This is a genomic window from Olegusella massiliensis (assembly GCF_900078545.1).
Classification (GTDB): Bacteria; Actinomycetota; Coriobacteriia; order Coriobacteriales; family Atopobiaceae; genus Olegusella; species Olegusella massiliensis.
The window spans coordinates 471,138-484,296 of record NZ_FLLS01000002.1 but is presented as its reverse complement, the minus strand read 5'-3'; the positions used below and the strand labels follow the sequence as shown (position 1 = coordinate 484,296).

Sequence of the window (13,159 nt, the reverse complement as noted above, 5' to 3'; positions counted from 1 at the left end):
ATGTTTGGGACTGCGGTGGTTTTTGTGGACGGGCAGTCCGAAGTTTGAACCATTTGTAGTTTGAAACTTTGCAGTTTGAACCCTCTGTGGCAGCCTGTTTTTATGGGCCGCCAGCCTGGTTCTGTGTGCTTTTGCGCGGGACAAGAAGGTCGCTGAATGCCTTCTTGAGGCGTGAACATTACATCAGCTGTAAGTTCTATTTGCACCTATAGCTTTTTACAATGAAGCCAGGAGGTGCAAATATCATGAACGCTATTTTACAGGTTGAAAGTCTAAAAAAGTATTATGGAAAGGGCTCCTCGGTGACCAAGGCCCTCGATGGAGTCTCCTTCGAGATTATGCCAGGAGAGTTTTTGGGCATCATGGGCAGTAGTGGATCGGGAAAGTCCACGCTTCTTAATTGCCTAGCGACCATCGTAAAACCGAGCGCAGGCACCATTACCCTCAACGGTACGAATATCGCTACATTCAATGCAGATGCACTTTCTGATTACCGAGGAAACAAGACAGGCTATCTCTTCCAGAATTTTGAGCTTCTGGATAATCTCACGGCACAAGAAAATATTCTGCTTCCGCTCTCCCTTCATGAAATCCCCGAGCAGGAGAGTATGAAGCGCCTGCAGACGCTGGCAGAGTACCTGGATATCAGCTCAGTGATGGATAAGTTCCCCTCACAGATGTCTGGCGGGCAAAAGCAGAGAGTGGCGGCGGCGCGTGCCTTGATTTTGGATCCAGAAATCGTCTTTGCCGATGAGCCAACCGGCGCACTTGATTCAAAGAACGCGCGCACCCTCATGGAAAAACTTACCCAGATGAATAGCGATTTTCAGACCACCATCCTCATGGTGACTCATGACAGCGCCTCTGCCAGTTTTTGCAGCCGTATCCTCTTTATCCAGGACGGCAAGCTCTATCACGAGCTTAGGCGAGACAAGCCCAGAGAGTCTCAGGAAGATTTTTATCAGAGGATTCTAAAGGTTATGGCGGGACTGGGAGGTGAACCGTATGTTTTCTAAGCTAGTTGCTCGAAATAGCCAGAGGAATCGAAAGAACAACGCGCTCTACTTTAGTTCAATGGTCTTGTCGGTTATCTCTTTTTATATCATCTTGTCCCTCTCGCATCAGGACGTCATTAGCTTTTTGACAAAAATGGAAAGCGATGCGGTCAATCGCCTCTTGGCCATGGTGCCCCTGTTTTATGTCTTTACCCTTTTCATTTTGCTGATGCTGGTTTATTTTGCGTCCAGTATACAGATGGAAAGAAGGAGTCATGAGTTTGGCGTGTATCTGACTCTGGGGATGAAACGCAAAACGTTGTTTCGCATGATTTTGATGGAGGATGTCAGGGACAGTTTGATTGCGCTTGCCATTGGACTTCCGATTGCGGTGATTCTGTCTGAAGCTATCAGTCTCGTAACGGTAAAGCTCATTGGCATCGGAATCGTGGGACATCGTTTTACCCTGTCCTTCTCTGCGATTCTTTTTACCGTTATAGGCTTTTCCCTGGTGAAATTGCTGGCAATACTGGTTCTCAGCAAGCGCGCGGTAAGCAAAGAAATCGGTGAGCTACTTTTCTTTGAGCCTGTCGGAGCAAAAAAACAAATCAATCAGAAAGCATGCTTTATTGCTTTCATATCCTCAGTGGGGTGTCTTGGTCTTGCTTATTATTTGGGTCTTTCTGAGCATATGTGGGAAAATCTCATATTCATGTTCCTTGTTCTTTTTAGTGGCACGCTTGGCACCATTCTTCTGTTCTATGCACTGCGTTTTGGCATTGAATGGGTGATGAAGCACTCAAAAAAGAAGAAACTACACGATTTCAATTTCCGCCAAATACAGGAAGGAATCGTTTCTCGCTCCACCTTGCTGGCGATTTGCTCGCTTCTCCTGTTTTCTGCCTTTTGCCTGGCAGGATATGGCAGTGCAGTAGCATCTCAGTACATTCAAGAGGACGACCACGTACTGGACTACACCTTCTGGCCCAATGAGACAATGGGCGTGCAGGACATTCGTCAGACCCTTGCCTCAAAGGGGTTGGACGGGTCCTTCCAGGCTCTGATGGAGATCAAGCTGGGAAGCGCCTATCAGAGCAGCGGTGACAGGTCCCCCATTGACCCTTCAGCGCTCAATGCCTTGGTGTCTCAGATGGATGACCAGCAGTTTGTCACCCTGATGTCCTCTGTGAGTGGTGATGACAATCTGATATCTGAAAGTGGCTATAATGAGCTGCTCAAAGCCGCGGGGAAAAAGCCGCTCGAGCTGGGGGACCACCAGCTTGGTTTGTACCTGGGAACCGTTTTATTTGACAATACAAAAGTCGTACAGAGTTTCAGCAAACTATTAAAAGGCGGCGCGACGGTGTCGATTGCGGGTGTGAACTATTCGATTGATCCCGCTGTCCAGCAGACAAATTTTGTGACAGATCGCATCATCAATATTGCCTTTGCTTGGATAGTGCCAGATGAGCTTTTTGATCAGCTGACGGCAGGGGAGTACAGTAGCTATCTCGGAGGCGTCCTGCAGTCCAAGCTCGTGGAGGAAAAAGGGTTGATGATGGCGATTTCTGACATCAACACTCAGTTGGCAGGAACTGGCCTTTCCTATGAAAGCTATATTCAAAATGCTGGTAGGCAGATTTTCTACATCGTCTCATCGGCATATCTCACGCTCTATTTGGCAACAATCTTCTTGATTATTGGAAACACCATCATCGGCATTCAGTTTTTGATGGAGCAACAAAAGGCACACCGGAGGTATCAGTCACTAATTCATTTGGGTGCAGATTACAAGACCTTGTGTCGTGCGGCAAATGCCCAGATTAATGGCTACTTTGGGATTCCGATTTTTGTGGCACTCTTAAATGCTGCATTTGGAACCAAAACGCTCTTCCAAGGGATACTTCCATATTCATATCGCGAGCAGAGCGGAAAACTCCTTATCATTGTTGCCATCATCCTTGTGCTCATTGCTATTGTAGAAGCAATCTATATCAGGGTAGTAAAGCAGAGCAGTAGTCAATACCTCTGGACACTGATGAAGCCAGCTCGGGAGGAATAGGCGAGGGACTGAAGTCTATGGCGAAACGCATTGCAATTGTCGAAGATGAGCCTATGATTCGCAGGGAACTTGAGACCATGCTACAGGCAGCAGACTATGTGGTCGAATGTATCCAAGACTTTCACGGTGTGTCCGATCAGTTGCTATGCCTTTCGCCGGACTTAGTTCTGCTTGATATAAATCTTCCTGGGGAAAATGGCTTCCAGATTTGTCGGACTCTCAAGAAAAAGAGCACCATCCCTGTTCTTGTGCTTACCTCCAGAGATCAGTTGCAAGACGAGCTGCAAGCTCTTGATTTGGGTGCAGACGAGTACCTTACCAAGCCCTTCCGAAAAGAAAGACTGCTTGCAAGGATTTCTAATGTATTGAAGCGCTATGAGGGAAGAAAAAACCTGCTTGAAGGCGAGCAGTTCCTCCTCGATCGCCATACGTATACGCTGTATTTCAACGACCAGTCTGTGGTTTTGCCAGGAAACCAAGGAAAGCTTCTAGAAAGCTTTCTTTTGGCAGAGACGCCTTATCTAAGCAAAAAGGAGCTATCGCAATCACTGTGGGGAACGACGGAGTATATCGATGAAAATGCGCTCCACGTGAATATTACGCGTCTGAAAAAGAGGTTAAAAGACTTGGGAATTCCTCAGCATATCCAGTATATTCAAGGCAGAGGGTATACCTTGGTGAAGGATGACCAAGATGCGTGAACTCAAGCACATCAAGCCCTATCTTCCGTGGCTACTGACGATTTTAGCGGTCGATGGATTCTGCATCTTTCTTCTTTGGATGGCAGATATTGAAGCCTTGACTGCTTTGATGGGCTTGATTGTCTTGGCGACCCTTGTCTTTTTTATCGCCATTTGTCTCCTTCTGATGAGAAAAGAAAAGCAAAAAGAAAAAGTCCTGCTGCGCTATTTGGACGACCCAAGCTCAGCAGAGAACCTCGATAGCCTCTACGACTTGTATGGTGCAGAAAAAGAAGAGGTTCTAAAGAAGCTTTTCAATAGCTTTCAGCAGAAGAACGAATTGATTCAGCAGAGCATGAGAGAGCAACAAGACTATGAGGACTACGTAGAAACATGGGCGCACGAGATAAAATTACCCCTTTCGCTGCTCACGATGATTCTTGATAATGACGATGGAACTATTCCGCCGGAACTCTTTTTCAAACTGGACTATATCTGCAATGAAACACAGCGCTATGTTTCCCAAATTCTTTTTTACCACCGCATAAAGAGCAAGAAGAAGGACTACTTGTTCCAAGACATCTCTCTGTTGGGCTGTGTTGAGGAAGTCCTTGCGGACTATGGGTCATCGTTGAGAGAAAAAGGGTTTCAGCTGAGTTATGATCCCGTGACTTTGGACGTTCGCGTGTTCACGGATCCGAGAGCTCTGGAATTTATCCTCCGCCAACTGGTGAGCAACTCAATCAAGTATGCCGGAGCGTTGCCTGTTCTTTCTTTTCTTGCAACAAGAGAAGCCAGAGGACGCGAAAACGGAGTGTTGCTGCGGATTTCCGATAATGGCCAGGGCGTAAAAGAATGCGATCTCCCGTACCTCTTTGAACGGGGATTTTCTGGCGATTCCGGTGAGCTACGAAAGAAATCCACCGGTATGGGGCTCTATTTAGCAAAACAGCTTGCAGATGATATTCATATCCAGCTTGAAGTAGATTCAAAGTGGGAAGAGGGATTCACCGCAAGCTTATTTATTAATGATTAGTCATAAGGAACATATAGCAACTCGAAAATATAGCAACTCACTCATTTTCTCAGGTGCGCAGCAGAACTAAATGGTGCTGTTTTTATGAGATTGGTGTCAGCTTTTCGCTGTACGTTCGTATATGCAGTGAGGATGCGCAGCCTACAACGACAAGATGCGAAAGGAGGGATGAGATGCCCGAAGAGTATGAAATGTCTAGCATTGAGGCTCGCCGCTTGGTGGATTTATATGCTGACCTTATACTTCGCCTTGCTGCAAGTTATTTGGGTCAGATAGCAGATGCGGAGGATATTTGTCAGGACGTCTTGCTCAAGCTGCTGTTGCGTTATCGACGTGACCAGGCATTTATGGATTCTGAACACGAACGTGCGTGGGTTATCAGGGTCACCATTAATGCCTGCAAAGATCAGCTCAAAAGTGCTCGGTATTCGCGCGTTGATTCTCTCGAGGCCAAGCGTGAATCCATAGGATGGGATATCGCAGCCCCCGAATATATCGAGCAAAGCCCCGCTTCCAGCAATGTGTTAGCCCAGCTTCAACAACTGCCACCAGCGTGGCGCATGGCAATTTACCTGTACTACTACGAGAACCTTTCTGCACGTCAGATTGCAGAGATGACCGAAAGCGGTGAAGCCGCAGTTACGGCTCGTCTTAGCCGTGGGCGCCGCCGCCTACGCAAGCTTTTAGAGGGGGATGCACGATGAGTACCCAGTTCCGCACATCTATGGACGAGTTGAAATTCTCTGAGACTGCAAAGACTCAGATGGCAGAGCGTCTTGTCGCTCAAGCAGAGCAGATTGAACAGCGCACGTCGCTGGATTTCCAGCAGAATTTTGCGCAGAAAGTGAAAAGTAACGTGATTCCCTTTAAGAAAAAGTCCCATGCCTTGCCACGCCTTGCGGTCGCTGCTGCTTCCGTAGCTGCACTTCTTATCGCAGGCACTGGCGTTGCTGTTGCTACAGGCATCGTCCGTATTAATCCCTCCCTTGCCGCAGCTCAACTCTTTGGAAAAGAGGTAAAGACCGAGATTGTCAACAAGATTGGTCGGCCTATCGGTGCCTCAGTGAGCAACAATGGCATGACCGTTACCGCTGACTCCATTATTGGCGATGACAGCTGTTACGCTATTGTGTTTTCACTGAGTAAAGATGACGGTAGTGCCTTTGACATCAAGCCTAACAACTACGGTCAGCTGCCTTTAGGCTTTGAGGAGGACAACACGGATCTCAGTACGGGTTTGGTAACGCTTGAACCTGTAGTGTACGGACAATACGGTTCTTCCTATTTCTACGATGCAGATCCCAGCGATAACTCCATCCAGTATGTCGTACAGATGGCAACGGACGGCAAGCTTACTGGAGCCACGATGGATGTTCACCTTAAAGACCTTACTCGCACGGGTGAAGGCGCGGACAGGACTACGGTGCAAAAAGGTACGTGGGATTTGCACTTCAAGATGGATTATGAGAATACGGGTCACAATCTCAAAAAGGCAAGTAAGTTTACCTACAACGGTCATACCGCTGAGCTTTGCTCTGGTAGCTTGTCTCCTGTGGCGTTGAGTCTTGAGTTCACCACCGATGACCGTATGGATGATTTTAGCAATGTACCTAGTGGCAAAGCTCCCGACAAGATGAGCGCTCAACAGACCAGCTATCTCGAGATGCCTATTGAATTGACGATGGTTGATGGACAGGTTATTAAATTTAAGAGCAATGGTGGTGGTGTGATTGATCGCAACGCTGATAAGCAGCGGGTCAAGACTTCTCTCTGGCTTCCTCAAATCATTGACGTGAATGATGTTGCTTGTGTCAAAGTAGGCAATACGGTCATTCCCTTTGCATAGGTCAAGCAAAACCACAACGTTACGCATAATCGCCCGTTGTTCGTAACACAACTGTTTGTAACAAAGAAGTGCGCCGACGGTTTGCCAGCGCACTTCTTGCTTTATATAAATTCCACCAGGCTACATCGTGTGTGTGGAAAAGAGAGGTTCATCTTTCCAGAGGATAAGAGGATGAGCGGGGTCAGTTTTTCGTGCAGCAAGAGTTGCGGGTACATCAATGAGTCTTTGATTAGAAGAGCCGCGAAAACGGAGGGTAATATCTTTTTTTGCTTGGACAAATGGTCCGTCTACTAGCACATCCAAGCAAGAAACAAAACGCTCAGTCACCTCGGTTACCGGCGAGATCCCCAGCTTGTCATAGGGAGGGTGCGGCGTGTCTTCACCCATAATTTCTTCCCACGTAAAGCCTGAATATGACCAGATAGTCTTGCGTGGACATTCGCGGCGCACGCGCTCAAGAAAACCTACCAAACCACGTTGATTGGCTGGTTCGAAGGGCTCGCCCCCCAAGAGGGTGAGGCCTTGGATATAGTCTGGCTTGAGGCTATCGATAATCTGCTGCTGCACTGCCTCATCAAATGGATTGCCATATTCAAAAGACCAAGCCTCAGGATTAAAGCAAAACGGACAGGCGCGACGGCAGCCAGATACAAACAGCGTTGTTCTTACGCCAATACCGTTGGCAATATCGCAGTATTTGATAGTAGCGTAATTCATATGCTCTCCTGCCTCAGTCGTCACCAGCCACAAAGTATAGACCCAAAACTGATTTATACCTACTAGATGATGTGTTTTGTAATAATTCTTTTGACGTTGCCTGGGCATAGGGCTCAATGTCTTTGCAATGTAGTCCTTTGATTTGTCAGACCAATTTGAATGCCTGAAGTTAAGGAAATCTTTCGAATTTTGCTTCTGGTTCCTTAAAGGGTGGTCAGAAGATAATGTGCTCAAGCAATACAACCCTGTCGTGAAATGCCGTAAGCCAAGAAAGGAGGGCATATGGAAGCTATCTGCGAAGGGTCGGTATCTCAAAATGATGTAGTCTATAGAGGTGGCGTAACTCGCTATAGCCGCAGTGCCTCAACACTTCGGTCGTATCAGCGCCGTGCGCACCGCCGACATCGTCATCGTGGCTGGTTCAAGCGCGTTATCATTCTTTTTTTCCTTACTCTTACGTTCCTTGGGGCTATCTGTTTTCAACAGGGCCTGCTGCCCTGGCAGCGCCCTTCCAAGACTACTCCTGCCGAGCTTGTCAGTCTTTTTGAACGCAATCCCGAAGCACGCCAATTTGTTTTGGACTACGATAAACACCACAATGATCATCCAACTATTGATCTTTCGGAATACGCTCACAGTTCCATGGTTCCGCTCTTCTTGCAGTGGGATGAGCGCTGGGGCTATACCAACTATGCTGGTCAGTTTTTTGCGCTTTCTGGTTGTGGTCCTAGCTGTTTATCAATGGCATATATCTATCTTACGGGGGACACATCGATGTCGCCTCTTGCGATGGGCGAGTTTGCAACAGCTCAGGGTTATGCAGTCGATGGAGAGGGTAGTGCATGGGCGTTGATGTCTCAGGGCGCTCGAAAATTAGGTTTAGATGTGACCGAGATTCCCCTGCAAGAGGCACGTGTTAAGGCAAATCTTGAAGCAGGCAACCCCATTATTTGCATCATGGGGCAGGGTGATTTTACCAAGACTGGTCATTTTATTGTTCTCGCTGGTCTTAAGGAAGATGGTATCGTTGTGCGTGATCCCAATAGCAAAGAACGCTCCAATAAAATTTGGACCTATGACGAGCTTGAAGGTCAGATTCAAAATCTCTGGGTCCTGCGCAAAAGTCAAGTCTAACAAGCAGAACTTTTCGCCTGTTACCTCATATATCCTCATGAGAGAATAATCTTGTTCGTATTTCACCTGTTCTGCTGCAACGTTGCATTGAAATATAAAGGTCTATGTGAGAAAGAGTTCAGATGTATCGCATTCTTCTGGTAGATGATGATCATGATATTGTTGGTGCACTCAAGATTTATCTGCAAAATTCCGACTATGAGCTGCTTTGTGCCTATGACGGCAAGCAAGCTGTCGCAACGGTAGAGCAGGGGATTGAAGACAGCCGTCCCATCGATTTGGTTTTGCTTGATGTGATGATGCCCGTGATGGATGGTCCGGCGGCATTGGTACAAATCCGCAAGCTCAGCAATGTTCCGGTGATTATGCTCACCGCAAAAAGTGAGGACGCAGATAAGGTGCTCGGTCTTGATTTGGGTGCGGATGATTATGTCACCAAGCCTTTTGTACCTGCAGAGTTATTGGCGCGCGTACGTAGTGCACTGCGCCGATACAAGCGGCTCGGTGCCGCCAATCCTCAGGAAGAGGAGGCTGCCAGCACACTTGTGCTTGGCGGTATCGAACTCAATGATGCTGCAAAAAAAGTTAGCGTAGATGGCGAAGCGGTTGCGCTTACGCCCAAAGAATATGACATCTGCCATTTTCTCATGAAGCATCCTGGACGTGTCTACAGCCCAGCTGCAATCTACGAGGCAGTCTGGGGCGCACCTTCGTATGGCTGTGAAAATACCGTTGCTGTTCACGTGCGTCATCTGCGAGAAAAAATAGAGATTAACCCTGCCGAGCCTCGCTATCTCATGGTGGTTTGGGGCCGCGGCTACAAGATGGGAGGCGCACGATGAAGCGCAACAACCAGCAAATCCCCAATGAGCACGCTGGCGCTCTTTGGGTTTGGCTCATGTGCATTTTGGCAGTTATCAGCAGCTTTTTGTTGGTTCCTCTGGTTCATGCCTTTTTTGTCTATGCGACACACGGTATGACCACTTTTCCTGAGAGCTATTACGTTATTTGCACCCTTGATTGTGCACTCGTGCTCTTTATGCTCTTTGTGGCAAAGCATTGGGAGATGGCTGACGACATTAAAAGCGCTTGGTCATACCTTTGGCGCTGGGCTCTGGGATATGTAGCAGTCATAGCCGTAGTACTGTTTTGCGTATCCTCGGGTCTTTTTGTTGCGTTGCTGGTGTTAGCGCTGTGTTCTTTAAGCTTTGTGATGCTGGGTGAGCGCCAAGCCCGTCTTGATGATATAGGCAAAACAATTAAGTGTCTGGCTGCTGGCGATTTTACAGCGCAGGTGGATGAAAGTTTGATGCGTGGTGGTCTTCGCGAGCTTGCAAGCGATATCAACAGATTGGCGCACGTGAGCTCTGTGGCTGCAGATGAGCGGGCTAACGCTTTGCGCTTGAGCCTTGATGCCGAGCAGGATAAGGTGCGCGCCGAGCGTCTCCGTACTGAGCTTATTGCCAATGTGAGCCATGATCTCAAGACACCGCTGACTTCGGTAATCAACTATGCTGATCTGCTTTCTGCTGAGCTTGCTATTGCTCCAGAGGGTCGCGATGAAGACAAGCTTGAGGAATGCTCTGATGTGCTCGCTCGCCAGTCTGTGCGCCTAAGGAAGCTCATTGAGGATTTGATCGAGGCTTCAAAGGCACAAACAGGCAATATCTCAGTTGCACTGGCGCCGCTCGATGCTTCTGTGCTGGTAGCACAGGCGGGTGGTGAGTGGACAGAGCGCCTGAACAAGCAGAACATTCAGCTGATATGCACTACTTCTGATGAGCCACTGATGATTAATGCCGATGGCAGGCAGATGGGCCGCATCTTTGACAACATCCTTAGCAACGTGTCCAAGTATGCCATGGCAGGAACGAGGGCCTATTTCAGCGCTCAACCTTCAGCTGAGGGGGGAGTAGAAATTAGCTGCAAGAACATCTCTGCAACGCAGCTGAATATCAGTGCGGAAGAACTGCTGGAGCGCTTTGTGCGGGGAGACGCTTCACGTACGACTGAAGGCTCGGGCTTGGGTCTGTCGATTGCTCAGAGCCTGATGGAACTCCAAGGTGGAAGTTTGAAACTTGCAATAGATGCAGATCTGTTTTCAGTGACACTTCACTTTCCCAGTGCAGCCACAACTAGCGACAGCTCTCATGCGCTTGTTGCTTCTCCTGCGGCGTCTGCTAGTTCCACCGGCAGTGAATCTCGTACGGAGTAGCTTTTAGTAGCGCGGGTATGGGCTCTTGGCCTGTTTGATGAGATGGAAGCGGCAAGCCGCTTCCATCTAAGATGATGAAAAAAGCCAGGCAAGCAAAGCTTTCCTGGCTTCGAGTCGTGCAGGTGGATAACCGAACGTAGTAGCAGACAGACAGTGCGTCATGCTTTAGAGGTGCAACACGCGATCCTTAATCTCCTGTGTACGGCCTTGGTTCCAGAACTGGGTGCCAATATAGCCGCAGGTACGACGTGCCACGTTCATCTTGTCCTGATTGTGGTTGTGGCAGTTGGGGCATTCCCACACGAGCTTGCCATCATCATCGGTGACAATCTGAATTTCTCCGTCATAGCCACAAACCTGGCAATAATCGCTTTTGGTATTAAGCTCGGCATACATAATGTTGTCATAGATGAACTGCATAACGGCAATAACAGCCTCAAGGTTGTCCTGCATATTGGGAACCTCAACGTAGCTGATAGCACCACCAGGGGATAGACGCTGGAATTCGCTTTCAAACTGGAGCTTGGTAAAAGCATCAATCTTTTCGCCTACATGGACGTGATAGCTGTTGGTGATATAGCCCTTGTCCGTAATGCCAGGGATGATGCCCCAACGGCGCTGTAGGCACTTAGCAAACTTATAGGTGGTGGACTCGATAGGCGTACCGTAAAGACTGTAGTCAATATCCTCGGCAGCCTTCCACTCAGTACAGCGATCGTTCATATGTTGCATAACCTGTAGAGCAAAGGGTTTTGCCTCAGGATCGGTGTGGCTGCGACCAGTCATGAACTTTACGCACTCATAAAGTCCTGCGTAACCCAGCGAGATGGTGGAGTAGCCACTATAAAGCAGCTTGTCGATGGCCTCACCCTTGTTAAGACGGGCGAGTGCGCCATACTGCCAAAGAATAGGAGCTGCATCAGAAAGTGTGCCCACGAGGCGATCATGACGGCAACGCAGACCCTTGTGGCAGAGGTCTAGGCGCTCATCAAAAATCTTCCAGAACTTGTCCATGTCGCCACCAGAGGAAAGAGCGACATCAGGAAGGTTGATGGTCACAACACCTTGGTTGAAACGTCCATAGTACTTGGGCTTTCCCGGGACGTAGTTCTTTGCACGTGAGATGTTGTCATAGCCACCGTTAGCGCTGCGGTCAGGTGTCAAGAAGGAACGGCAACCCATGCAGGTATAGCAATCGCCGTTGCCTTCGGTCTCACCAGTGGAGAGCTTATATTCCTTCATCTTCTTTTCGGAGATGTAGTCGGGCACCATACGCTTTGCGGTGCATTTGGCTGCCAGTTTGGTGAGATAGAAGTAGGGTGTACCCTCACGAACGTTGTCCTCTTCAAGTACATAGATAAGCTTAGGGAAGGCAGGCGTAATCCAGACACCTGCTTCGTTGCGGACGCCTTGATAGCGCTGACGCAGTGTCTCTTCGATGATGAGCGCAAGGTCTTTTTTGGTCTGCTCATCGCGCGCTTCACCTAAATACATAAAGACAGTGATGAAGGGGGCCTGACCATTGGTGGTCATCAGGGTGACTACCTGGTATTGGATGGTCTGAACGCCGCGGGCAATCTCATCGTGGAGACGCTTTTCGACCATAATTTCGATTTGCTCATCTGACGCATCAAACCCGACAGATTCCATCTCGGCATAGACTGAGCGACGGATCTTTTTGCGGGAGATATCAACAAAGGGAGCAAGGTGCTCTAGCGAGATTGACTGGCCGCCATATTGGCAACTAGCAACCTGGGCAATAATCTGGGTTGCAATGTTGCAAGCCGTCGAGAAGGAATGTGGCTTTTCAATCATAGTGCCCGAAATCACCGTACCGTTTTGCAGCATATCGTCAAGATTGACGAGGTCGCAGTTGTGCATGCGCTGCGCGTAATAGTCAGAGTCGTGGAAGTGAATGATGCCTTCTTGGTGGGCTTTGACAACGTCTTCGGGCAACAGTTTGCGATCGGTGAGGTCGCGAGAAACCTCGCCTGCCATGTAGTCACGCTGAACAGAGACAACACTAGGATTCTTGTTGGAGTTTTCCTGCTTGGCTTCCTCATTGTTGGAATCAATCAAAGTCAAAATACGGTCATCGGTAGTGTTCTTTTGACGCTTGAGATTTTGTACATAGCGATAAATGATGTACTTACGGGCGACAGAGAAACGATCAAGCTTCATCAGCTGATCCTCAACAAAGTCCTGAATCTCCTCGACGGAGACGGTGTGAGCAAGCTGTTTGCATTCTTCCTCAACGTTGAGAGAAGCAAACTGAACCTCACGGTCGCTGAGACGCTCATCGGCAGGTACTTCTTTGTTTGCAGCAAGGATGGCATTGGTAATTTTTGAGAGGTCAAAGGCAACTTCACTACCATTGCGCTTGATAATTTTCATGCTTCACTCCTTGCTGAACGGCGCGCTATATTCACGCTTTTTGCCTGAGTAAATAATCTGAGATTCTAGTATACACAATC

Annotated in this window: 11 protein-coding genes; 9 read left to right on the top strand and 2 right to left on the bottom strand. The window is 48.4% G+C overall.

Going from position 1 to position 13,159, the window contains the following annotated elements; genetic code table 11:
• Window positions 1-245: 245 nt before the first annotated feature.
• The 6 genes from BN4314_RS02380 (at window position 246) to BN4314_RS02355 (ending at window position 6,619) form a co-directional block, all read left to right on the top strand.
• Window positions 246-1,016: an ABC transporter ATP-binding protein gene (locus BN4314_RS02380; protein ID WP_035437801.1), complete on the top strand. Its 771-nt coding sequence runs from the start codon at window positions 246-248 to the stop codon at window positions 1,014-1,016.
• The gene (locus BN4314_RS02375) at window positions 1,006-3,057 is read left to right on the top strand and encodes an FtsX-like permease family protein (protein ID WP_068539604.1); all 2,052 of its coding nucleotides are present in this window, start codon (window positions 1,006-1,008) and stop codon (window positions 3,055-3,057) included. The genes BN4314_RS02380 and BN4314_RS02375 overlap by 11 nt, the downstream gene beginning before the upstream one ends.
• A gap of 17 nt (window positions 3,058-3,074) precedes the next feature.
• The gene (locus tag BN4314_RS02370; RefSeq protein WP_068539603.1) at window positions 3,075-3,758 is read left to right on the top strand and encodes a response regulator transcription factor; all 684 of its coding nucleotides are present in this window, start codon (window positions 3,075-3,077) and stop codon (window positions 3,756-3,758) included.
• The gene (locus BN4314_RS02365; protein WP_068539602.1) at window positions 3,751-4,773 is read left to right on the top strand and encodes a sensor histidine kinase; all 1,023 of its coding nucleotides are present in this window, start codon (window positions 3,751-3,753) and stop codon (window positions 4,771-4,773) included. The genes BN4314_RS02370 and BN4314_RS02365 overlap by 8 nt, the downstream gene beginning before the upstream one ends.
• A 173-nt stretch (window positions 4,774-4,946) precedes the next feature.
• The gene (locus BN4314_RS02360; RefSeq protein WP_198145543.1) at window positions 4,947-5,477 is read left to right on the top strand and encodes a sigma-70 family RNA polymerase sigma factor; all 531 of its coding nucleotides are present in this window, start codon (window positions 4,947-4,949) and stop codon (window positions 5,475-5,477) included.
• The gene (locus tag BN4314_RS02355) at window positions 5,474-6,619 is read left to right on the top strand and encodes a DUF4179 domain-containing protein (protein ID WP_068539601.1); all 1,146 of its coding nucleotides are present in this window, start codon (window positions 5,474-5,476) and stop codon (window positions 6,617-6,619) included. The genes BN4314_RS02360 and BN4314_RS02355 overlap by 4 nt, the downstream gene beginning before the upstream one ends.
• Window positions 6,620-6,739: 120 nt before the next feature.
• Here BN4314_RS02355 and nrdG read toward each other — a convergent pair whose 3' ends face one another.
• Window positions 6,740-7,336, bottom strand: coding sequence for an anaerobic ribonucleoside-triphosphate reductase activating protein (nrdG, locus tag BN4314_RS02350; RefSeq protein ID WP_068539600.1), 597 nt, complete (start codon window positions 7,334-7,336; stop codon window positions 6,740-6,742).
• A gap of 282 nt (window positions 7,337-7,618) precedes the next feature.
• Here nrdG and BN4314_RS02345 point away from each other — a divergent pair, with 282 nt between their 5' ends.
• The 3 genes from BN4314_RS02345 to BN4314_RS02335 all read left to right on the top strand — a co-directional run bounded on the left by BN4314_RS02345 (window position 7,619) and on the right by BN4314_RS02335 (window position 10,685).
• A complete protein-coding gene (locus BN4314_RS02345) occupies window positions 7,619-8,470 on the top strand; it encodes a C39 family peptidase (protein ID WP_082911131.1) in 852 nt (283 codons plus the stop codon).
• A 122-nt stretch (window positions 8,471-8,592) separates the two neighbouring features.
• Complete coding sequence (locus BN4314_RS02340) at window positions 8,593-9,312, top strand: response regulator transcription factor (RefSeq protein WP_068539599.1); 720 nt, start codon at window positions 8,593-8,595, stop codon at window positions 9,310-9,312.
• Window positions 9,309-10,685, top strand: a complete 1,377-nt coding sequence (locus tag BN4314_RS02335; RefSeq protein ID WP_068539598.1) for a sensor histidine kinase — start codon at window positions 9,309-9,311, stop codon at window positions 10,683-10,685. The genes BN4314_RS02340 and BN4314_RS02335 overlap by 4 nt, the downstream gene beginning before the upstream one ends.
• 165 nt (window positions 10,686-10,850) lie before the next feature.
• On the opposite strand, the gene nrdD is transcribed toward BN4314_RS02335, so the two are convergent.
• Window positions 10,851-13,079: an anaerobic ribonucleoside-triphosphate reductase gene (gene nrdD, locus BN4314_RS02330; RefSeq protein ID WP_021735951.1), complete on the bottom strand. Its 2,229-nt coding sequence runs from the start codon at window positions 13,077-13,079 to the stop codon at window positions 10,851-10,853.
• Window positions 13,080-13,159: the final 80 nt, after the last annotated feature.